The following is a 21,852-nucleotide window of genomic DNA, read 5'->3' on the forward strand; positions in this document are numbered from 1 at the left end:
CCTCACCCGACATCGGCCGCGTGTGACTCGTCAAGGTCCACGCTGGCCTCCGAGGCGTGGTCGTCGGTGTGCCAGTGAGCGAGTTGAGCCGCGCGGAGGTCGGCGTCGGCCTGGTGGTCGGCAATCTCGCGGGCTTGGATTTCGGCCAGCGCCCTCGCGGCGCGGTCAAGGGAGACCGTGACGTCCTCAGCGCTCGGGACGCGAACGAGGTCGTCGCGAGCCTGGCGAGGTTCGCGGGCGGCGACGTCGCGTAGATCGTCGAGCGCGGTTTCGGGCATCTGCCGGTCGTGGACGTGCGGGAGGGGCACGTGCCGGCGCTCGTCGCCGCGGTCGATGTCCGCATCGGTGATTCCTCGGTACTGGTCTTCGCGCATGTCGGCGTCGCGAGCTGCCGCAAGCCACTCCTCGGCCGTGACCAGTGGTTCCGACTCGATATCGGCGCGACGGTCTGCCAGGACAGCTGCGGCCTCGTCGGCTGCTGCGCAACTTCCGGCGGTGTGGGCCAGCCAACGCGCGCGGGCGTCGTCGACGTGCTCGAGCTGGCCGACGCGGCCGTCGAGGGCCTCAGCGAGCGCCGCCGCTTCCGCAGCCTCACGCCGCAGTCGGGCCTGGTCTGGGAGGGGCGCAGCGTCGGCCTCGGCGAGACGCAGGCTTGTGTCGCGTCGGTGGTTCTCGGCAGCTTGTCGAGTGGCAGCGAGTTCGTTGCCGACGAACGGCGGGGCGAAAGACTGCTCGCGCTCCCACGCGCGTACCCGCATCCTTAGTTGGCCATCGGACAGTTCCGCGGCCTCCCTGCTGACTTCGGGACGGCCGAGGGCTCGCCACGCCGCGCGGTAGGCGGCGTAGTGCTCGATCTGACCAGCGCGTGGCGCCCGTCCAAGAACGTCCAGCGCACCAGCTGGGTCGGTGAGGTCGCGATGCGCCGCCACCGCGGTCGCTGCCTGCCGCCAGGCATCCTGCCGCGTGGGTTCTGACGGTAGCGGCCCGAAAGCCTCGACAGCCCAGGCGGGCGGATCGGCGACGATGGCCATCCCGAGCGCGTCAGAGCGGTCGTCGGCCGTCGACGCGAGACGGTCGAGGTAGGTCTGCCACGCCTGATCGTCGAGTCTCGGGACTCGGGAGGTCCAGGTTTCCCCGACGGGGTCGAGCCGAAGGCCGCGGTCGGTGATGCGGGTGTGGATGACGTTGGACAGGTTCCGCGCCCCGGCCAGTGGTCGGTCCTCGATCGCTGCAGCGAGGACTATGCGCGGGTCGTGGCCGGCAAGCTCGACGCGCCGCAGGATGCGGGTCAGGGTCGCGGCCCCGTCCTCGGCAGCGATCTGCAGCCGCTGAGACCCGGTCAGGGCGCCGTCGGCGGCGAGTTGATCGAGCCACCGAGCGGTGCGGTCGGTCGCGGCGAGCTGCGAGGCGTCGGCGAGCAACTCGACCGCGGCACGCAGACTTCCGTTGTCGGCTGCGGAGTCCGCGGCGGTGGTGAGCGCCGAGCGGCTGGTGTGCTGGTCGTCGGGGTCGAGCAGGCCTGCGAGCATCGCCACGGGGTGGCGGTGCAGGTTCTGGTCGGGTCGGCCCTGGGCGGGGTCGTCGATCGTGGTTGTGGTGGCGATGTGGGCGGTGTTGGTGTGGCGGCCTCGGGACATGCCGACGTAGAGCGCGGCCGGGCCGGTGCGGGTGGTGACGACGGTGTGGCTGGTGTCGACCGTCGCGCCTTGGGCTGCGTGCACGGTCGAGGCGTAGCCGAGCGCCAGGTGCTGCTGCACATAGGCGGCGGGCAGGACGATGCGGTCGCCGTGCTGTTCGCCGTCGGGTCCGTGCCCGGTGATCACGGCCACCTCGAGGCTACCGTCGGATCGGGTTGCGGTGACGCGGTAGGTCTCGCGGTTGATGGGGCCGCGCCGGTTGCCCTCGAGGCCGGCGAGGTGCCAGCCGTTGCGGCGGGCCTCAACGAGGTCTCCGACCCCGGCCTGGACGCCCTGCAGGCCGAGCGGCACCCCGTCTTCGGTGACCTTTCCGAGCCGGACGAGCTCGGCGCGCAGCTGCGCGGACAGGCCCCCGGCCTGCTCGTTGGTGTCGACGATGAGCAGGCTGCGGCGCCCGGCGAGGGTGTCGGCCAGCCAGGCGCGGGTCGCCGAGGTCTCGGCCTGTTCGAGAGTGCCGGAATCCAGTAGGCGGCCGTGTTCGAAGTACGTGCGGAGCACGCGCTCGTCGCCGGCACGCAGTTGCAGGGACGCGGCCCGTTCCCAGTCGTCGGTGAAGCGGCGGGCATCGGCGAGCTCGTAGCGAGCACCGGAGTTCGCGAGCAGGTCCATGCCGCCGCCGGCGCCGACCGCGGCAAGCTGCTTGTGGTCACCGACCAGCAGCAGCTTCCCACCGGCCCGATCTACGTGGTCGTGGATGGCTGCCAGGGAGGCGGTGTCGGTCATCGCGGACTCGTCGACGACCACCAGGTCCCCCGCGTGCAGGGCCCAGCCGCGGTCGTCGTCGCGGACCGTGCCCTCGGCCGGTGGCGTGGCGAGCCGGTCCTGGCATGCAAGCCAGCGGGTGACATTGCGCGCGGTCAGGCCCTCGCCGGCGAGGACGTCGGTGGCGACCTGGCTGGTCGCCAAGCCGAACACCCGCCGCGCCGGGGTCTCGGCGGCGGTGGGTGCGGACTCCCAGGCTCGCGCGATCGCACCCACGACGAAGCTCTTCCCGGTCCCGGCCGGACCAACCAGCGACTCGATCCGTGCGCCCGAGGTCAGCACGCCCTCGACCGCGGCGACCTGGTCGGGGCCCAGGGCGATTCCGGACTCGGCGAGACCAACCAGAAAGGCCCGGGCATGTGCGCGAGACACGACCGCAGCCGAGGTGTCGGCCGTGGCGGCGACGAGGAACCGCTCGGTGCGGACGTGGTCGGGCGTGGCGTAGAGCTGCGCCCCGGGCTGCTGGTAGGCCGACTCGCCGTTGGCCAGCCGCAGCTGCGCAGGTAACGCGTCGTCCGCGGCCCGTGCAGTGTCCAGCGGTGTCGCAGCGGACAGTGCCGCCGCCGTGAGCTCGTCGAGCAGTCGGCCGATGTCAGCGCCCGCGGTCACGCCGAGATGGTCGGGTAGCGCTGCGTTGATCGCTGCCGTGAGGTCCGCCCGGGTCCACGCGGCCTTGCGGGACTGCACGTCCGCCAGCGCCAGCTCGACGACCGCCGCCGGCGACCACGCCTCCACCGCCGGACCGCCGTCGGCGCGCGCGCCCAGGGCTGATTCGGCGACCCCGACGAGCCCGCCCGTGACCTCGCCGCGGATCCGGGCGTCGATCCGGTCCAGGAGCTGGTCGCGGGTCTCCCCCGTGTGGGATTTGGCCCGCCGGGTGATGAGGGTCGCGTGCTGGGCGATCCGCTCCCTCTCGTAGCTCGTCGGCGCCCGCCCGTGCCTCGCCTCGAAGCCCGCGATCAGATCCGCGGCCTTGGCCGTGACCGCGCGACGCCGGGAGGAGACGAGAGCCATCGCCTCCTGCGAGACACCGACGACCTCACGGGCTTTCCCGTCGGGGCGCGTGGCGATGAGCAGACCGAGAGCGCTCGTGAGGCGTTCCTCGGTGGTGCGTTCGGCAACCGCGGCCCCGGCGGGGCGCCAACGGTGCAGGCTGCGCCCGTCGACGGTCCGCCACGCTCCGTCGGGGCCTTCGACGCGGTTGAGGATCGTGTTGTGAATGTGCAGCTGCGGGTCGTGATCCCGCGAGTCATGCTGAAAGAACGACGCCACCACCCAGTCATGCGCATCCGCGTGCCGGCCCGCCGCACCCCCGTGATGCCCGAGGCGGGTGTAGCCGGCCTTCTCCGCCATATAGGCCAGGCCGGCGTTGTTCCCGGCCCAGATCGCGTCCTCCACCGCCGACCGGAACTGCCCCCACGCCTCCGCTGCGGTCTCGTCCCCCGCTGCGCGGGCGGCGGTCTCCTTTGCCTCGAACGCGGTGTGGACCAGCGTGATGGACTTGGCGACGCTGAACGTCATGTCGTAGAACGCCACGTTCCGCCGCGCCGCCTTGCCCGCTTCTGTACGGAGTTCAACGCGGCGTTCAGCCGACGCGTTCGGCTCGCGTTCAACCGCCGCGGCGTACAACTCGTCCTCTGACTGGTAGCGCCGTCCCGTGTGCCCGAGCGTGCTCACCTCGTCCCACCGAGAGGGGTCGTTGAACGCCTCGTGGCGGGGGTCGAGGAACCGCTCGTAGACCGCCTTCATGTCCTGGGCCTCGACCAGCCCCCGCAGACCCAGCTTCTCCGCCCCGGCCCCCCACCAACGGCCCGGAGGCTCTCCCTCGGTGACGGCGCCGGTGTAGTAGTTCTCCCGCCCTGCGGCAACCTGCTTGAGCAGGTAGTCGGGGCTGTAGCCGTTGTTGATCCTCAGCACCCGCACCACCCCCACGACCAGCCGATCCACGCATGGGCCGATGCGGCAGCGCGGAGCGCCCCGTCGGGTCGGCCGGAGGCCGGCCCTCCCCGTCGGATCGTGATGCAAAGGTGTGATGGCTTTGATCTTGTAGGGGTTGAGTCTGTTTCGGTGGCTTTGTCGGTCTTGCTGGTGTGCTGCTGGGTCGTGCTGGTCGTGGTCGTGAGCTGAGCTGCTGATGGGTGCTGGTTGGCGTTGGTGGTCATGGCTGGGTGTCCTCGTGGCTGTCGGGGAGCGGGGTGCCGGTGGCGTCCGGGGCGGCCGCAGGCCGCGCGTGGGCGGCCTGCTGGTCCTCGCGGAGCGTCTTGAGCGCGGTGGCAGCGGTGCCGCGGGAGACACCGGCTTCGGCCTCGACCTCGGAGACGGTCGGGAGCTCTCCGGAGCGGGCCGCGAGGCGCGCTGCGGCCGCGAGAGCGCGGTCGCGGGCGGGTGCTTCCGGCCCCCTGGCGGGGCCACGTTCAAGGCGTCCGGTCCGGCCGACGAACGGGGTGACCACCCCGTCGGCGCCGTTGAACGATTCGGCCGTCGACGGGGCGTCGGCGACGATCGGGAGGGGCGCGGTGAGGGGCTCTGAACGCTCGATTGAACGCCCAGTTGAACGCTCTGAACGGCTGAACGCCTCGGATTGAACGGACTGAACGCTCGAGTCTGAACGGTGGGCGTCGGCGTGAACAGCTGAACGCTCCCCCGTTGAACGGCCTCCGTTGTCGGTGGGATGGTCGGCGGCGAGCAGGTGCAGCAGGTGCGCGGCGAGCGCCGCGGCGATGGCCGGCCACGCCCCGATCCCGAACCGCAACGCGCTCGGCACCGCCAACCCCGCAACCGCGCTGGGGTTGACGTCGCTGGCCAGGAATACCGCCTGCGCCAGCCCTGACAACCCGGCCGACAACACGACAACCGACCAGGCGTAGCCGCGCGCCGAACCCTCCAGGCGGGCGGTGGCTGTGTAGGCGACCACAGCGAGACCGTCGGTGATGAGCGGGTAGATCCAGGCGATCGACGTCGGCACTCGCGCTGCGACGGCGACCTCGTAGAGACCGTGCGCCGTCGCCGCGGCGGCGCCCAGGGCGACGATGAGCCCGGGCAGCCACAACACCCACCGGCTCCCCCTGTTGTCGGTCATCGGGGCGGCTGCCGTTCCCGGCTGGTGTCGCCGCGCTGGATCAGCCGCCGAGCAACAGCGGACCAGTCCCCCGCCGCGGAGATCGCATGCGAGGCCTGCCGAGCCGCGGCCATCCGTGAGGTGCGGAGGACGGCGACTTCGGCGGCGAGACGGCCGGCGATGACGAGCGGGTCGCGCTCGACCAGGCAGCCGATCACGAACACCGCGACAGCGGCGAGCTTGGCCTCGGTATCGGCGTCGGCCCATTCCGCGGTCCCGAGCAGCGGCACCTCGACGCCCTCGGCGCTCGCGGCGACGATCCACGGGTCCAGGAATTCGGCCACGACCTCGACGTCGCGCTCGCACAACCAGCTCGGCGCGGAGGCCGCGGCGCGGGTGGCGTTGGTGGTGGTCATGTCCAGGCTCCTTCCGCGGCGGTGTGTGCGGGTTCGGGCGGGGTCGTGTCGCGGGCGGTGGCCCACCAGCCCGCGATGTCGGCGAGTTGATCGGCCCCGGGCAGGTCGGGGCACCCGGCGTGCAGTGGCGGGCGACCGGGCCTGTCGCGGTGCCGATCGCGTGAGCAGGACCCGACGGCTTGACGGATACGGCGCACCACACCGGGGCGTTGCCGGTCGTGCCAGTCCCCCGCGAGGGCGACCGAGGCGGCGGGGCCTTGGTAGGCGGCCGACCAGGCGTGCATCAGCCAGACCAGTTCTTCGACGACGTCGGGATGCCACAGCCAGCAGTCCGACAACGCCGCAGCACCGTCGGGGTAGCGGAGATAGATCGCCTGCAACCAGCCGCCGAGTTGGTCGAGCAGAGTCGTGGTGTTCTCGGGGTCCTCGGGGGCGAGCAGCCAGGACGGGGCAGGGCCGGCGTTGCGGCGGTTGGCGATCGAGGCGACGGTCCCGGAAAGCCGGGCCAAGACCTCAGCCAACTCCTCCACCCGTGTAGGGAGTGAGGTGAGGGGGTCGACGTCGCGGCGCAGGCCGTCGACGAGGCGAGCCAGCCCGGCGACCGGGCCCGACCAGCCCTCCTCACCCGAGCTCGGGCTGGGGATCGGCGGCGGATTCGGGGTCATCGGATGCTCCAGAGAGGCGTGGTGGCGCGCCGGGCCAGACCCGCCCCAGCGCAGGGCGAGTCCGGCCGGCGGCGCGCGAACAGAAATGCGAGTGCGGTCGGCGGGTCAGCCGGTGGGGCGCTGGTCGCCGTCCTCGTCGGGCTCGACGGGCAGGGCGTCGAGGACCACCAGCCGGGGGCGCTGCGGCGTCGACTCGGCCGGGCCGACGGTGAGCACGCCGCGGACCGGGCGCGCCGGGAGGCGGCGGCGCCGCAGACGTCGCCCGATCCGGTCCGGCATCCCCTGCCACCACCCAGCCCAGCGGGCGAGGCGCTCGGCGAGGTCGGGGTGGTCATCGGAGAACTGCGCCCAGCGCTGCTCGGGGCGCTGCCAGATCATCTGCGCCCGCCCGATCACCGGCGCGATCCCCCGACGGATCACCAACACCCGCCCCGCCGGAAGGTTCGCGATCTGCGCCGGGGAGAGCACCGCGGTCTTCCGGGTGCCGTGGGCGGTGGTGTGGCGGGCCGGGTCGACGGTGTCGGCGGGCTCGTCCCGGTCTCCGGTCAGGGTGGACCAGAACTGCAGGTCGTCGCGGTCGCGGGTGCCGCCGAACACCATCACCGCACCCGCGTTGTTCAGGATCGTCGCCGCGTCATGCTGGCCGTAGCGGGCCAGGAGCTGGGCGCGGGACTGGAACGCGCAGATGATGTTGACCCCGCGCCCGCCCATGTCAGCGGTCCAGGACTCGAGAGGGACCGGGCAGATCAGAGCGGCCTCGTCGAGCGCCAGCCTGAGTGGCGGGTCGAGCCGTCCGCCTGGGCGGGTGGCGGCGGTGCGGCGGGCCTGGCGGGCGATGTGTCCGGTGAGGGCGCAGACCAGCGGGGCGACCTGAGCTTCCTCCCCACCCAGGAGGTAGACGGTGCCGTTGGTGGCCAGGAGCTCGTCGACGTCGAGCGGACGGGCCCACGGCTTCTGCTCACCGAGCCCGGCCGCCGCGCTCGCAGCAGGCGAGGTGAGCCAGCCGAGCGCGGGCATGATCGTCGAGGTGATCGAGGACCGGGTGCGGTCGTTCGTGCCCAGGAACTGGCCCAGGTCGAGCTCGAACGCCGGCTCCGGGCTGCGACGCAGCAACACCGTCAGCTCCCGCGACGCCGCTCCCGGATCGGCCAGCCAGCCGAGGACGTCGCGCATCGACCGGCCACCGAGTGCCGCGGCGTGCAGCAGCGCTGCGAGGACGCGGCGGCCTTGGGCGTCCCAGAACTCCCGATCACCCGACGCGCCGGCGCGGGTGGTGGCGGCGAGCATGTCCGTCGCGCGCTCCCCCACCGTCACCGGATCCGCGCACCCGGAGACCGGGTCGAAGGTCACCGTGGACGGGAGACCGGCGAGGCCGACGGCGTTGAACACCCACACCGGCCCCCGCCCCGCGCGCTGGCCGGCGGTGAGCTCGAAGAGGTCCCCGCGGGTGGAGGCGACGAGAGCGGCGCCGGGGGCGTCGAGGATCTGCGCGGCCAACCACCCCGACTTCCCGGTCCGGGGGCCGCCGAAGATCAGCGTGACGTCCTCGACCGAGGACCACACCCACAACAACCCGCTGCGGCACAACCGCACCGCCACCTCCGGCACCGGCAGCCGCCACCGATCCCGACGATCCATCCCCGCCAGCGACGGGCGCACCCCGCCGGCACGGCGGCGCATCGCCGCCGACCCGGCGAACCGAAGGATGTCGAAGCTCGACGCGACCCCGGACTTCCGCCGCGAGCGGGAGCCCCACCGGTTCACCGTCGCCGACGAGCGGGTCCACCGATGCCACACCCACACGCCGCCCGCGGCGGCGACGATCAGCAACAGTGGCAGCCCGACGACCGCCACAAGGGCGGTGAGCGGGAGCAGCGCGATGAGGCCGAGGCCGGCGCTGAGGACCTTCGCCCCCCGCCTCGCCGCCAGCACCGACCCGCCGACGGCGGCGAGCGGGAGAAGGACCGTCCAGAGGTTCATCGAATCACCAGCAGCGCAGCCGCAACAGCCTCGGCGATCGCACGAGCATTGGCCGGACCCATGCGTGAGAACCGGAACCGGTCCTCCCCCAACGCGATCACGAGGTCGAGCACCGCGATCTCGCTCGTCGACGCCTTCGCGAAGACACCCGCGACGAACGCCGCCCGGGCCTTGGTCCAGTCGATCCAGCACAACCCGTCGATGTCGCGCTCGATGCACGCGTCACGGAACTCCGCCCGCGCCGGCCACGTGCCGTGCCCGATCAGCAGACTCACGGCCGCGGCCACATGCGGGCCCGGCCCCCTCGCCCACCGCCGCAGGCCGTCGACCGCAGCACTTCCCGACGTCGGCGCGCTCATCGCGACACCTCGACAACCTCGCTCGACGTGCCCCGTTCGTCGACGGGCGAGTCAACGCCGATGTGCCCGATCCTCGACCAGAACGTGTTGACGACCCGGTCGGCCTCGCGCATCCGGGCGGCGAGCTCGCACAGGTCCAGCGCGGCGAGGTCGAGGCGCTCGCGCGGGTCGAACGCCCTCGAGTCGTCGTAGACCGGGCGCGTGTCGCCGTAGTGCGCGACCTGCCAGGCCAGCACCTCGGCCAGCCCGCCCAGCGCGGCGAGGGTGTCGACGACGTCGGCGGCCATCGCGTAGAAGTCAGCGTGGTTCGGCTCGGCCGAGCGCTGCGCGTGGACCGCAGCGCGCCACGCCTTCGCTCCCGCAGTCGCCTCGCGCACCGCCTCCGGGCGGGTGTCGGTGTCGTGGTGGATGTCGTTGGTTCGCATCTAGGATCGGTGTCCTTCCGGTGTTGTGTTGCCTGCCAGGGCCTCGCATGCTGTGGAGATTCGGAGGGGAGCTCCGGTTGCAGCCGGACTCCCCTCCCCCGTAACCGCCTCAGCGACGGCGGGACGGTGCGCTTCGGCGTGCCAGCGATGAGCGGTTCCGCGTACGACTCCGAACCGATGCATCAGCTCGGTCGCGGTCGCCCCGCCGGCAGCGGCACGGCGGCCGGCGGCGGCTCGCTCCCGCAACCCAGCCGGAGGAATCGACTCGATCCTGTCGACATCCAGGTCGATGCCTCGGCTCCGACGCAGCGCAACGCGTTCGTCTGGAGTGGTGCCGCCGGCGATGCCCTCGGGGAGTGCCTGCAACGCGAACTCCAGGCACCGCTTCCGGACCGGACAGACCCTGCAGACTTCCTTTGCCACGACAGCCTGCTCCTCGAACAGCAGGCCGCTGTCCACAGCGGGGAAGAACAGGTCCGGGTCGACCTCGCGACAGGCGGCTACCAGTCGCCAGTCGTTGAAATCGTGTCGTCGAGCGCTCATCCGACGGCCTCCGAGCTGGTCGGTGCGCTGTGCCTCAGCGCGGGCGTCGTGGACTGATCCACGGTGGAGAGGAATGAGGAGACCGCTCCAGGAAGGCCCTGACCGGCGGGGGTGGCAACGAAGAGAACCAGTGCGACCAGTGCGAACACGACCGCTCCGGCGGGTACCCGGCACTTCGCGCAGATGACGGCCCCGACGATCGCGAAGAGGATCAGCACTCCGACGCTGCTCATCGCTGCACCGCCTGAGGGTCCGGAACCCAACCGGCAGCGTCGACGACGCTCTGCGTTGCGATCGCGGCGTCCACCATCTCGTCGACCGCCCGCGCGGGAACGATGAGCCGCCCCCTGATCCGAACTGCCGGGAAGTCGCCCGCGTTGATCGCTCGGTAGACGGTCATGGCCGACATGCCGAGCATCCGCGCGACCTGTCCGACGCTGTAGAACGTCGGCGGACCGGCAGCGTCGCGGCTCGCTCCCATCGAGTCTGACATCGTCACTCCATTTCTATACATGTTTGGTACATGTACTGAACAAGGTAGGTACGAGTGCGGGCTCTGTCAACGCCCGTGATCTCGCGTTCCTCAAGAGTGCTGGCGAGGTGGGAGTCCACGGCAGATGACGCGGGGTGACGCGAGATGACGCGAGATCCAGGTCAGGGTTGATTCCCGCAGCTCAAGACGCCATCGTGATCATTACGGCGAACGGGGGATGCATGCTGAGCCGACTGGCGCAGGCCCGCGCCGACCGAGGATGGAAGAAGGCACGGCTGCTGCATGAGCTCCGCGCAGCGGCCGGGCGGCGGGGCGAGACGCTCCCGAAGGACGAGAGCCTCGGCCGCCGGGTGGCCATCTGGGAGAACCAGGGAGGCGCGGTCGGCGGCTTCTATAGTGACCTGCTCTGCGAGGTGTACGGACGATCCGCGATCGAGCTCGGGCTCACAGAACCGGTCCTCCCCCGGTCGCCCGACCCTGTCGTTCCCGATGAAGGAACGATGCCGCACTTCAGCAGGCTCGACGCCTCACTCGTCGGCCTGTTGCGGGGGCAGACCCAGAACATCCGGCTCCTCGATCGACGCCTCGGCGGCGCCGCGATCTTCCGGCAGGCGCGTGCACATGTCGACAACGTCGAGCAGATTGTTCGATACGCATTGCCGGGAGATATTCGCGACGAAGCGGCCGCGGAACTCAGCCAGGCCGCCGCACTCGCCGGCTGGCAGGCCCTCGACATGGGAAACCTCGATGAGGCGTGGCGCCTCCATGAGACCGCGGTGTCCGCTGCACGCGAGAGCGGCGACGGTTCGGCGCTCGCGTATGCCCGTGCGCAGCAGGCCTATGTCCTTCTCGACGGTGACCGACCTGCGGACGCCCAAGCACTGATCGCGTCGGCCGGCCGATCCCACGCACCGATTCCGCCGAGCTTGCGCGCCTGGCTCTATGCGGCGGAAGGCGAAGCTTCTGCTGCGCTGGGCGATCGCGACGCTGCGATACGTGCACTCGACGCTGCCGACGCGCTCCTCCCCGATCAGGTCGACGCCTCGCTGCCGTACCTGATGCTTGATGACGGGCACCTGGCGCGATGGCGCGGGCACTGCCTCGCGCGACTGGGCGAGGAGTCGGCGATCGCTGAGCTGAGCGCGGCCCTCGCGAAGATGGGCGAGGGGAACTACGGACGCGCCGAGGTGAGCTTGCGCGTCGATCTCGCGCTCGCGTTCACAGCGCGATCGGACATCGCAGAGGCTCGGAAGCAAGCACAGCTCGCTTCCGAGCTCGCGGGACAGACCGGTTCCGCGCGCCAGCGGAGGCGGATCGCGGGGCTACTCGGTCTGTGAGCCGGAGTCGCGCCCGTCGAGGGCCAGAACGTGCAGCAACCCGACGAGAGATCCGGAGTTCACGATGCGCCCCTTGGCAATCAGCTCCGGGACCTGCGCCAGGGGGACCCATTCGAACCGGCCCTCGTTGACCTCGACGGCTTCCCCCACTCGCTCCGCGCCCCGGGACAGGAAGACGTGGTGGGCGTTGCGCACCATGCCGATCATGGGCTCGAACGTCACCAGGTGCTCGATCGACCTGGTGCGGTAGCCGGTCTCCTCTTCCACCTCGCGCGCGGCGGTCTCCGCCGGCGACTCGTTCTCCTCAAGTAGACCGCCGGGCAGCTCCCAGTTCCACACGTCGGGAACGAATCGATGGCGCCACGCGAGCAGCACGTGCTCAGCGGCGTCGTCGAGCACGACCGTCATGGCTGCCGGCGGCAGCATCACGGTGTGGTGCTCGAACCGTTCCCCGGACGGCATTGAGATGTCCGCGAGCCCGACCGTCACCCACTCGTTCTCGTAGACAGGCCGCTCGCTGTGAACGGTCCAGCGCTGCGCATCGTCTTCCGGCCTTGTCATGCGGTGAACCGTATCTGGACGCGGCAGCGGCCTCGGCTCAGCGGGCTGCCACGAATGCGCCAGCCCCTTGGCGCACAACGACCGCGCCCTCGTCGACGAGGACCTGGATCGCACGCCGCACTGTGTTTCGTGAGACGTCGAACTCGGCCATCAGCGCAGCTTCGCTCGGGAGGGCGTCGCTCGTCGCGAACTCGCCGGACTCGATCCGACGCAGCAGCTCGGCCGCGATACGCCCATATGCGGTCACTGACGATGGCCCGGCTCCAGCGCCGACGACACGACGGCCTTGGCCCGGGAGGACCTCGAGAAGCCCATCGTCGAGCAGCACCGCGAGCGCCGACCGAACGGTCCCGCGGGCGACGCCGAACCGCTCTGCGAGGACGTTCTCGGAGGGGACCATGGCGCCGGGGGCCAGCTCGCCGCTCTCGATCAGACGACGCAGCTCGTCGGCGATCTGCCGGAAGGCGCCACGGGGAGCCAAGAGCGCGGCCTCCTCGGGTGCCGAGCGGGGGAACGGCAGCAGCCTACTTCCCACTCTCACCCAAGCGGTTCATCCGCCACCGACGTGTCAAAGGCGCAACGACCGCACTGTTCAGCTGGCCCTCCGCCGGCGCCGCGGGACGTAGGTGACGGCCTCGTCGGGCCGGCCCGGCAGATGTACGACGATGTCGTACTCGAGATAGTCCGATTCTTCTCCACCTGAGCGGCAGACGGCATCGATCAGGAGGTCCAAGAGGTCCTGTGAGTCCCCCGGATCGACCTCGGTGCTGAAGCGGGCGACACCTCGGCCCTTCCGGCGGAGCTCGACCTCGTGCATCTGGGGAGCGTGCGCAGACGTAGGTTCCGGGACGGGGCCGACTGCCGGCGCTGGAACGGGGGTCCCGGCCACCTGAAATCCGCGGCCGCCTGAACGGAGAAGCCCCTCTCCACGCAGCAGATCGAGCGCCCTGTGGGCCGTGCCCACCGACACGACGTATCTCGCAGCGATGGCCTTCACACTCGGAAGGAACTGGCCATCCGTCAAACCATCGCCCTTGACTGCAGACCGGATTGCCTCCGCCACCCGCCGATAGGGAGCATCCGACTCGTCTCCGGACAACGGGGGCAGCACGACGTCGGCCGGTCGCATCGGGAGCCGTGCAGACAGGCTCGTCGCAGCGCGCTGATCGCTTTCGGACACGAATGCCGCATAGGTCCGCAGCGTCGTCGTCCCGCCACCACTGTGTCCGAGGCGGCCCGCGACCGTCCTGATATCGACGCCGGCCGCGATGAGCTCGGTCGCGGAGAAGTGACGCAGCTTGTGGATCGATGTGTGGATCTCGAGCCGTTTGACGAGCTTCGCGTACCGCTGGCTCACGGAGTTCGGCTGGTAGTGCCGACTACCGTCAGGCGCCAGAGAGAACACGAATGCGTCACGGCCGAGCCGAAGCCCGAACTCGCCGGCTCGACTCTCACAACGCTCGCGATGAACCCGCATCACGTCGACGGTTTCGGGATCGAGCGCGATCCGGCGTTGCTGGTGAGTCTTGGTGTCCTTCTCCCACATGTCGCTCCCCCGCTGACCGATACTTCGGTCGAGGACGAGCACGCCGGCATCGAGATCGAGGTTGCGCCAACGAAGTCCGCAAAGCTCGCCGCGACGGACTCCTGTCACCATCACAAGCCAGACGAGCGTCCCCCACTCAGCGTCCCCCCACGCGGCTATCAGAATTCGTGCCGCTTCCTGAGCGGTTGGCGGCTTCGGTGCAGGTACCGGAGCGGGCGGTGGCTCTGCCTGCCCGATCGGGTTGACCGCTATCCAGCGCCAGCGGACGGCGCGCTTCAAGGCCCCGCTGAGAATGAAATGAATCTGGCGGATCGTCGACACGCCGAGAGGGCTGCAGGAGTGCGGTCGGCATCGGTCGTCACATTCGTGCACCTTGGCGGTTCGGTGCTCGATGAACTTCGTTCGGCAGTGCTCACGGCACCGACGAAGCTCGCGGTAGAACGCGTCGAAGACGTCACCGTCCAGCGCGCCGACCTGGACCTGGCCAATGAGCGGGCTGATGTGCTTTTCCGCATAGCCGCGGTAGGTGTCCAACGTCGAGCGCTCGAGCACGGCGCGATCGAAGTGCTTCTCGAGCAGCTCGTCGACAGTGGCCGCGGTCCGCGGATGCCGCCGCTCGTCGACCTGGTTGCCGAGCCGCCGAAGGACCCGCTCAGCCTCGGCCGCTGCGCTGGGCCCGGCCGGCACGACCTCCTTGAGGTAGTGCCGGCGCTTCGTGACCGGGTCCCAGCCTGCGTACACGTAGACCCGGAACGACCCGCTCGGGAGCTGCTCGATGCCACCCTTCGCGCGCTTCCGCCTGCGTCGTCCCGTGGGTGCCATGGGAGGACGCTAACAACGACTCACTCCACGTTTGACTCCACGAGCGTCGGCCGCCGTGTGGCAGCCGGCGCGTTTCGCCTGGTCAAACTAGTGGGGCAGGTGGGGCTCGAACCCACGACCTGACGGATTATGAGTCCGCTGCTCTGACCAACTGAGCTACCGCCCCGCAGGAGCTCAGGTTAGCGGCCCACCGCTCGCCCCGACGCCGCGGCCAGTTCCTCGCGCAGCAGCGCCGCGAGGTCCTCGGCGTGGGAGAGGAACGGGGAGTGCGCGGCGGGCAGATGGACGACGCGCTGCGCCCGCTCGGCCATTCTCTCCTGCGCCCGGGGCGCGAGAGCGGCGTCGTTGTCGCACACGACGTAGGTGCTGGGCAGCGTGCGCCACGCGGCGGCCGTGAGGGTTGCGGTGTAGGCCGCGAGCGACTGGTGCCCCAGCTTGGCGACGGCCGCCTCGGCGATGGCGGGGTCGACGTCGCCGTAGAGGAACTCCTCGGGGTGGCGCGCGTCGAGGTAGCCCTCGTCCTCGTGGACGTCCCACCAGTGCGGCCACTGCCCACGCAGGCTCCCGACGACCGTGTGCCCGACGTCCATCATCATCGCGGTGAGGTAGACCAGCCGCGCGACGCCGTCGGCTCCGTCGAGACCCTCGGTGATCGGGACTCCGCCGTAGGAGTGCCCGACCACGACGACCGGGCCGCCGGCGGCCGCCACCGCGGCGCGGACCACCGCGACGTCGTCGTCGAGGGTCCCCAGCGACTTCGGGTCGGGGCCCGAGGAGGGCAGGTCGACGGCGATCGTCTCGACGTCGGGCAGCTCGGTGCGCAGGACGTCCCAGGCCCAGGGGCCGTGCCAGGCGCCGTGGACGAGGACGAGGGTGGCACTCATGGGCGGGACTCCAGGTAGGCGGCGGCGACGCGCTTGGGTGCCTGGGCGAGCCAGGCCTCCTCGAGGAGCTCCGCGAGCTCGTCGAGGGCGATCAGGTCGAGCCGGACGAGGACGGCGGGGTAGCCGTTGAAGTGCGGGGTGGTGAAGTAGACGGCCGGGTCGTCGGCGACCAGGGCCTCCTTGACGCCGACGTCCGCGGTGCGGGCACACAGCACCGGGCCGGTGGGGGCGGCGTCACCGAGCGCCTCGAGGTCGCCGCGCCGCAGCGGTCGCTCCCACGCGAACGCCTTCTTCCGGACCAGCCACGACAGCTTCTCCCCCGCGTCCTCGGTGACCTCCGGCAGCGCCGTCGCGACGCGCCGGACGTCGTCCCAGGTGGCCATCAGCGGTCGTCGTCGATGACGTGGACGGCCGCCTCCTCGGCGGACGCGGCGGCCCCGTCGATCCCGGCGTCGACGGCCCAGCTCTCGTCGTCGGTCACCAGCGGGTCCTCGTCGCGCTCGACGAGCCGGCCGGCCCGGCGGCGGCCGACCTCGTCGGTGGCGAGCAGCTCGCCGTCGGTGTCGGACGTGTCGCCGAGGCCGTCGCCGTCGTCGGACCCGTCGTCGAGGAACGCGGGGTCGGGCAGCTCGCGGGCCAGGCGGTGGTCGAGGTCCTCGCCCTCGGCCTCCTCCTGGGCGGTGGTGCCGAAGTCGTCGACGGCCCAGGGCCGCTCGGGCGGCGAGTAGCCCTCGTCGAGCGGGTCGGCGACGCCGCGGTCCTCGAGCGTGTCCTCCGGATCCAGCTGCGCGTACTGGTCGAGGTCGTCGTCCTGGTCACCCATGGCGGACAGCCTGGCAGAACTCAGCCGCGGAAGCGCTCCTGCAGTGCCGAGATTCCGCCGCCGTACACGCCGCGGGCGTAGGTCTTGCCGAGCTCGGCCTCGTCGGCGGCGTCGGCGTCGAAGTCGGCCCACCATTCGACGAACGCGTGCCCGGTGTCGGTGACCGGCGCGACCCGGATCGTGGAGACGTAGCGGCGCACCGCGAACGGGCCCGGGTCGGTGAACTCGTAGGTGTAGCTCCGGTCGGCGTCGTCCAGCGTGAGGAGCCGCTCGGAGACCTGCGCGTCGCCACCGAGCCCGAGCTTGCGGACGGCCCCGACCTCCGCGCCCGACGAGCCGGCGGTCAGCTCGCTGCTCTGGATCCCCGGGTGCCAGTCGGCGATGCCGTTGAAGTCGCGGATGAGGCTCCAGACCTCGTCGGCCGAGGCGGGGACGACTCCACTGGCGTAGGGACGCGGCATCTAACTCTCCTTGGATGCTGGGTTGGGTGCTGGGTCGGGTGCTGACTCGAGAACGGCCTTGAACCTGCGGGTCTGTTCGGTGAGGGCCTGCTCGGTCGGCAGCCGCTCCATCGACGAGGCGCCGTAGAACCCGTGGCACGCCGCGGTGCGCGACAGGACGTACGCGGCGTCGTCGGGCATCGAGATGGGGCCGCCGTGGCACAGGACGAGCACGTCGTCACGCTCGTCGAGGGCGGCGGCGGACCATTCGTCGATCAGGGCGACGCAGTCGTCGAGGGTCTTGGCGGTCTCGGCGCCGATGGCGCCTCCGGTGGTCAACCCCATGTGGCACACCACGATGTCGGCGCCGGCGCGGGTCATGGCGCGGGCGTCGGCGGCGGAGAAGACGTAGGGCGTGGTGAGCATGTCGGCGTTGCGGGCGGCGGCGACGAGGTCGACCTCGAGACCGTAGCCCATACCGGTCTCCTCGAGGTTGGCGCGGAAGGTCCCGTCGATGAGCCCGACCGTCGGGAAGTTCTGGATGCCGGCGAAGCCGAGGTCGTCGAGCTCGCGGAGGAACCGGTCGGTGATCATGAACGGGTCGGTGCCGTTGACGCCCGCGAGCACCGGCGTCTCCTTGACGACGGGCAGCACCTCGGCGGCCATCTCGACGACGATGTCGTTGGCGTTGCCGTAGGCGAGCAGCCCGGCCAGCGAGCCGCGGCCGGCCATCCGGTAGCGGCCGGAGTTGTAGATGACGATGAGGTCGATCCCGCCGGCCTCCTCGCACTTGGCCGACAGCCCGGTGCCCGCTCCCCCGCCGACGATGGGCTCACCGCGCCGCGCCATGTCCTGGAACCGCTCGACGAGGTCCTGGCGACGATGCCGCTTCATCCGGAGACCTCCTGCCACGCGGCGATCACCGCGTCGGCGAACTCGGGGTCGTTGACGTGGTGCGACACCCTGCGCACGACGCCGGACCGCGCCACCGACGACTCGATCGTCTCGAACAGCGCGGCGTCCGCGACCGGGTCGTGGAACGCCTGGCCCGGCGCGTCGAGCGCGGAGACCCCGCCCTCGGGGATCAGGAAGACCGCCGGCCCGGTGAGCGCGTCGAGCTTGCGGGCGAGGAAGGAGCCGAACCCCCGGTTCTCCTCCGGGGTCGTGCGCATGAGCGTGACCTGGGCGTTGTGCTCGTAGAAGGTCCGGCCGGCGAAGGACTGCGGAACCGTCTCGGGCGCGCCGAAGTTGACCATGTCGAGCGCGCCGCAGGAGCCGACGTAGGGCACCCCGGTCCGGGCGATCGCGTCGAGCCGGTCGTGGCCCGCCGCCATGACGCCGCCGACGAGCAGGTCGGCGATCTCGGTGGTCGTGAGGTCGAGGACCGAGCCGATGAGCCGGTCGTCGACGAGCTTCTCCATCGCCTTCCCGCCGGTGCCGGTGGCGTGGAAGACGAGCGGGTCGACGTCGTCGCCGAGCCGGTCGAGCACCTGCGTGACGCAGGGCGTCGTGACGCCGAACATCGTGATGCCGACGGCCGGGCGGTCCGCCGCCGCGGGCACGTCGTTGAGCAGCGCGCCGGCGAGCATGTGGGCGGCGTTGCCGAGGACCTGCCGGGAGATCCGGTTGAGGCCGGCGACGTCGGTGACCGAGTGCAGCATCGCGATGTCGGCAGCACCGACGTAGGGCGCGACGTCCCCGGAGGCCACGGTCGAGACCATCACCTTCGGGACGCCGACGGGCAGCGCCCGCATGGCCGGGGTGATCAGGGCGGTCCCGCCCGAGCCGCCGAGCCCGAGCACCCCGCCGAGGTCGTCGCGCGAGGTCAGGAACGCCTGCAGCGCAACGGACATGGCGCCGACCGCGGTGCCCCGATCGCCGGTGAACACGGCCCCCGCGCCGTCGGGGTGGTGCGCGGCGACGTCGGCGGGGCCGACATCGGCGCCGCCTCCGCCCGTTCCCGACGTGGACACGTCGACGGTCCGCGTCCGCACACCGGCGGCGCGCAACGACGCGGCCACGTAGGACAGCTCGGCTGCCTTGGTGTCGTACGTCCCGACGACGTAGGCGCGGCTCACACCGTCCGTTCTAGCCGACGGCCCGCGATCTTGCGAGTGCTAACAGCCGTCGAGCCAGCCGTAGGCGGTCTGCGGCGAGATGCGCGACGCCCGGGCCATCGACCGGATCTCCAGGCCCTGCCGGCGGCCGGCGCAGAGCAGCTCGCGCTGCCGGGCGCGCAGCTCGTCGATGGCGTCGGCGACCTCGGCCATCTCCGCGAGCAGGGCCTCGGCCTCCGGGCCGGCACCGGCCCGGCTGCGGCCCACCCCCGGCCGAGGCCACGAGCGGACCTCGTCGGCGTCCCACAACTTGCGCCGGCCGTCCGTGTCGAGCGGCCGCGGTGCCTGGCCCCGGGAGACGTAGGCCAGCCAGGTCGAGGTCTTCACGCCCCACGCCTGCGCACACTGGTCGCTGGTCCAGGTCTCGCCGCTCATGGACGTACATCATCGTCCATCGGCGTACACCATGGTCGACGCCCCCAGGGGCGGGCACGGAGGGGCCCGGACACCGTGGGGTGTCCGGGCCCCGTGCGTCGTCCCGGGTCAGCCGACCTTGGCCAGCCGCTTGCGGGTGTCCTCGGCGGCGCCGTCGGCGGCCTTCGCGGCCGCGGCCCCGAGTTCGGCCGCGCGCGAGGCGAGGTCGCCGCGCAGCTTCGACGCCTGCTCGGCGGCCTCCGTGGCGAGGACCGCGAGCTGGTCGACGTAGCCGGGGGCCTTCTTGCGCGCCTTGGCCGCCGCCTTCAGTGCCTCCTTCTCCCACGCCGCCCGGCGCTTCTCGGCTGCCTTGCGCCACTTCTTGCCACGCTTGCCCAGCTCGTCACCGCGCTCGGCGAGCAGCTGCTGCCACTTCGCCCCCCGCTTGTCGACGAGCTCCTGCAGCCGCGCACCGTGCTTGTCGGCACGGCGCTGCAACCGGGCGGCCCGCCTGCTCGCCTCGGCGGAGTGCCTGGCGAGGTCGTCACTGAGCTCGGCGGCGCGGGCCAGGACGGTGTCGCGGACGTCGGGGGCGCGGTCGGCCAGCGTGGCGCCGACCTTCGTGGCCCGCTCGGCCAGCACCGCCCCGACCTCGGGTGCCCGTTCCGCGAGCACGGCACCCGCCTTGGTCGCCCGCTCGGCGACGGCGGCGCCGACCTCCGGCGCCCGATCGGCGACGACCGCGCTCACGGCCGTGGCCCTCTCGGCCAGCGCCGCACCGGCCTCCGCGGCCTTCTCCGCCAGCGCCGACGTCCGTGCCGACAACTGGGCCGACGGGTGGGCCGACGGGTGGCCCGACCGGGCCGACGCGGCGCTCGGCACGAGACCTGCCAGCCCGGCGGCGACGCTCGCGACGGCGCCGCCCGCGTCGTGCGCGACGCCGGAGACACGGTCGGAGACGTCGTGCGCCACACCGGTGACGGCGTCGACCCGCTCCCCGGCGGCGGTCGCGGCGAGGTGGGCCGCCCGCCTGCCCCGCCACGCGACCGACGGCTTGCCGTGGGTGTCGGCGGCCGCGATGAGCAGTCCGCCGAGCAGGCCGACGTTCTTGAGGAAGTGGATCTGCTGCGCCTGGCGCTCCTGCGGGTCCTCGACCTCCCAGAAGCGGTGTGCGGCGAGCGTCGTCGGGACCACGCTCGCGGCGAGCGCCGCCGACGCGAGGCGTGGCGCCTTGCCGAGCGCGAGCAGCGATCCGGCGGCGATCTTCACGACCGCATCCACCTTCACGAGCATCTCGGCGTCGGGCCGGCGGTCGATCGGCGTGACCTCGACGGCCTTGTCCAGCACCGGGTCGAGGGCGGGGGCGGCCGCATCGAGAACGGGTTGTGCCGCCTGCGCGTGGCCCTCGGGCGCGCGCAGTGCGGCGATGCCACCGTTGATGAACACGGCGGCGAGCATGGGTCGGGCTACACGTCGCAGGACCGGCATGCCCGCACCTTCCCCACCCGCCGCGGACGCAAACACATCCGAAGTAGGCGATGATGCGCGGTGTGACGAGTGGACACCGCGCTCCGTCCGGGCGCCGCGCGATCGGCCTCGACATCGGGGGGACCAACATCCGCGGCGCCGTCGTCGCCGACGACGGGACCCTGCTCGCCGAGGTCTCCGAACGCACCCCCGAGACGTCCGACGGCACGACGATGACGAAGATCCTGCTCGGCATCACCCAGCAGCTGCACGCGCAGCACCCGGAGGTCGTCGCCGTCGGGGTGGGAGCGGCCGGGATCGTCGAGTGGCCGGCCGGGCTGATCCGGTGGGCGCCCAACAACTCCTACCGCGACTGGCAGGTCCGGGCCGAGCTGGAGGAGGCCACCGGGCTGCCCGCGACCGTCGACAACGACGCCAACGTCGCCGCGCTCGCCGAGGCCCGCCTCGGCCGGGACCGCTACTCCGAGATGGTGTTCCTGACCGTCGGCACCGGCGTCGGAGGTGGGCTCGTCCTGGGCGGGGTCATCTACCGCGGACCGTCCGGGCGCGGCGGCGAGCTGGGGCACATCATCGTCGCACCCGACGGTCCCCGCTGCGGCTGCGGCAACCGCGGCTGCCTGGAGGCCGTCGCGTCGGGCACGGCGCTGACCCGGATGGGTCGCGAGGCCGCGGCGGCCGAGCCGGCCGGCGTGATCGCCCGGCTCGGCCGCGAGGAGGAGGACGGCGTCGTCACCGGGCACACCGTCACACGCGCCACGGAGCTGGGTGACCCGACCGCGCTGGACCTGTTCACCCGGCTGGGGCGCTGGCTCGGGATCGGGATCGCGTCGCTGGCCAACATCTTCGAGATCGAGGCCGTCGTCATCGGCGGCGGCCTGGTCGCGACCGGCGACCTGCTGCTCGACCCCGCCCGCGCCGCCTACCGCGAGCACGCCTACGCCACGGAGGCGCGGCCCGTCGTCCCGGTGCGGGTGGGCACCTTCGGCACCGACGCCGGCGTCGTCGGCGCGGGGCTGCTCGGGCTCGAGCACGCGGAGGACCGCAGGGTCCACGCCGTCCCGCCGGAGCGCGCCACCCGTTAG

The 21,852-nt window shown here is 71.9% G+C and carries 22 protein-coding genes, 1 tRNA gene and 1 pseudogene; 2 read left to right on the forward strand and 22 right to left on the reverse strand.

Features of this window, described 5'->3' with window-relative positions:
* Positions 1-2 precede the first annotated feature (2 nt).
* From mobF to PSED_RS22075, 10 genes are all read right to left on the reverse strand, one after another.
* Entirely contained in the window at positions 3-4,406 is a 4,404-nt protein-coding gene (gene mobF, locus PSED_RS22030; protein WP_233899106.1) for a MobF family relaxase, read from the reverse strand.
* A 211-nt stretch (positions 4,407-4,617) separates the two neighbouring features.
* Positions 4,618-5,538 (reverse strand): hypothetical protein, encoded by a 921-nt coding sequence (locus PSED_RS22035; protein WP_013676453.1) that lies wholly within the window; start codon positions 5,536-5,538, stop codon positions 4,618-4,620.
* A complete protein-coding gene (locus tag PSED_RS22040; RefSeq protein ID WP_013676454.1) occupies positions 5,535-5,933 on the reverse strand; it encodes a hypothetical protein in 399 nt (132 codons plus the stop codon). Before PSED_RS22040 ends, PSED_RS22035 begins: the two co-directional genes overlap by 4 nt.
* Positions 5,930-6,598: a hypothetical protein gene (locus tag PSED_RS22045; protein WP_013676455.1), complete on the reverse strand. Its 669-nt coding sequence runs from the start codon at positions 6,596-6,598 to the stop codon at positions 5,930-5,932. The genes PSED_RS22040 and PSED_RS22045 overlap by 4 nt, the downstream gene beginning before the upstream one ends.
* Before the next feature lie 105 nt (positions 6,599-6,703).
* Positions 6,704-8,578 (reverse strand): type IV secretory system conjugative DNA transfer family protein, encoded by a 1,875-nt coding sequence (locus PSED_RS22050; protein WP_013676456.1) that lies wholly within the window; start codon positions 8,576-8,578, stop codon positions 6,704-6,706.
* On the reverse strand, positions 8,575-8,937 hold the full coding sequence (locus PSED_RS22055; RefSeq protein WP_013676457.1) for a hypothetical protein: 363 nt from the start codon (positions 8,935-8,937) through the stop codon (positions 8,575-8,577). The genes PSED_RS22050 and PSED_RS22055 overlap by 4 nt, the downstream gene beginning before the upstream one ends.
* The gene (locus PSED_RS22060) at positions 8,934-9,362 is read right to left on the reverse strand and encodes a hypothetical protein (protein ID WP_013676458.1); all 429 of its coding nucleotides are present in this window, start codon (positions 9,360-9,362) and stop codon (positions 8,934-8,936) included. The genes PSED_RS22055 and PSED_RS22060 overlap by 4 nt, the downstream gene beginning before the upstream one ends.
* Entirely contained in the window at positions 9,363-9,905 is a 543-nt protein-coding gene (locus tag PSED_RS35705; protein WP_083845255.1) for a WhiB family transcriptional regulator, read from the reverse strand.
* Positions 9,902-10,138, reverse strand: coding sequence for a hypothetical protein (locus PSED_RS22070; RefSeq protein ID WP_013676459.1), 237 nt, complete (start codon positions 10,136-10,138; stop codon positions 9,902-9,904). Before PSED_RS22070 ends, PSED_RS35705 begins: the two co-directional genes overlap by 4 nt.
* Positions 10,135-10,398, reverse strand: a complete 264-nt coding sequence (locus PSED_RS22075) for a helix-turn-helix domain-containing protein (protein WP_013676460.1) — start codon at positions 10,396-10,398, stop codon at positions 10,135-10,137. Before PSED_RS22075 ends, PSED_RS22070 begins: the two co-directional genes overlap by 4 nt.
* A gap of 221 nt (positions 10,399-10,619) precedes the next feature.
* On the opposite strand from PSED_RS22075, the gene PSED_RS22080 reads away from it, so the two are divergent.
* A complete protein-coding gene (locus PSED_RS22080; protein WP_013676461.1) occupies positions 10,620-11,735 on the forward strand; it encodes an NsdA family TPR-like regulatory protein in 1,116 nt (371 codons plus the stop codon).
* Here PSED_RS22080 and PSED_RS22085 read toward each other — a convergent pair.
* The 12 genes and pseudogenes from PSED_RS22085 to PSED_RS35710 all read right to left on the reverse strand — a co-directional run.
* A complete protein-coding gene (locus tag PSED_RS22085; RefSeq protein ID WP_013676462.1) occupies positions 11,721-12,296 on the reverse strand; it encodes an NUDIX hydrolase in 576 nt (191 codons plus the stop codon). The two genes, PSED_RS22080 and PSED_RS22085, sit on opposite strands and share 15 nt — an antisense overlap.
* Positions 12,297-12,333: 37 nt before the next feature.
* Entirely contained in the window at positions 12,334-12,837 is a 504-nt protein-coding gene (locus PSED_RS22090) for a GntR family transcriptional regulator (RefSeq protein ID WP_086002779.1), read from the reverse strand.
* A 51-nt stretch (positions 12,838-12,888) separates the two neighbouring features.
* Positions 12,889-14,664: a tyrosine-type recombinase/integrase gene (locus PSED_RS22095; protein WP_013676464.1), complete on the reverse strand. Its 1,776-nt coding sequence runs from the start codon at positions 14,662-14,664 to the stop codon at positions 12,889-12,891.
* A 91-nt stretch (positions 14,665-14,755) separates the two neighbouring features.
* Positions 14,756-14,830: transfer RNA gene (locus PSED_RS22100), tRNA-Ile, on the reverse strand.
* Positions 14,831-14,843: 13 nt separating this feature from the next.
* Positions 14,844-15,548 carry an alpha/beta hydrolase gene (locus PSED_RS22105; protein WP_013676465.1) on the reverse strand — a complete coding sequence of 235 codons (705 nt, stop codon included), beginning with the start codon at positions 15,546-15,548 and terminating at the stop codon, positions 14,844-14,846.
* Entirely contained in the window at positions 15,545-15,931 is a 387-nt protein-coding gene (locus PSED_RS22110) for an MmcQ/YjbR family DNA-binding protein (RefSeq protein ID WP_013676466.1), read from the reverse strand. The genes PSED_RS22105 and PSED_RS22110 overlap by 4 nt, the downstream gene beginning before the upstream one ends.
* Complete coding sequence (locus PSED_RS22115) at positions 15,931-16,371, reverse strand: DUF5709 domain-containing protein (RefSeq protein WP_013676467.1); 441 nt, start codon at positions 16,369-16,371, stop codon at positions 15,931-15,933. Before PSED_RS22115 ends, PSED_RS22110 begins: the two co-directional genes overlap by 1 nt.
* A gap of 20 nt (positions 16,372-16,391) precedes the next feature.
* Positions 16,392-16,832: an SRPBCC family protein gene (locus PSED_RS22120; RefSeq protein WP_013676468.1), complete on the reverse strand. Its 441-nt coding sequence runs from the start codon at positions 16,830-16,832 to the stop codon at positions 16,392-16,394.
* Positions 16,833-17,705, reverse strand: a complete 873-nt coding sequence (locus PSED_RS22125; protein WP_013676469.1) for a phosphoenolpyruvate hydrolase family protein — start codon at positions 17,703-17,705, stop codon at positions 16,833-16,835. It lies immediately after the preceding gene.
* Positions 17,702-18,889: a Tm-1-like ATP-binding domain-containing protein gene (locus PSED_RS22130; RefSeq protein ID WP_013676470.1), complete on the reverse strand. Its 1,188-nt coding sequence runs from the start codon at positions 18,887-18,889 to the stop codon at positions 17,702-17,704. Before PSED_RS22130 ends, PSED_RS22125 begins: the two co-directional genes overlap by 4 nt.
* Before the next feature lie 39 nt (positions 18,890-18,928).
* Positions 18,929-19,303 carry a hypothetical protein gene (locus tag PSED_RS22135; protein ID WP_013676471.1) on the reverse strand — a complete coding sequence of 125 codons (375 nt, stop codon included), beginning with the start codon at positions 19,301-19,303 and terminating at the stop codon, positions 18,929-18,931.
* Between the two features lie 996 nt (positions 19,304-20,299).
* Positions 20,300-20,740: pseudogene (locus PSED_RS35710) on the reverse strand (hypothetical protein); the annotation flags it as partial.
* Positions 20,741-20,823: 83 nt separating this feature from the next.
* Here PSED_RS35710 and PSED_RS22145 point away from each other — a divergent pair.
* Positions 20,824-21,852, forward strand: a complete 1,029-nt coding sequence (locus tag PSED_RS22145; RefSeq protein WP_013676473.1) for an ROK family protein — start codon at positions 20,824-20,826, stop codon at positions 21,850-21,852.

Origin of the sequence: Pseudonocardia benzenivorans CB1190, from assembly GCF_000196675.2 — a bacterium.
GTDB lineage: Bacteria > Actinomycetota > Actinomycetes > Mycobacteriales > Pseudonocardiaceae > Pseudonocardia > Pseudonocardia benzenivorans.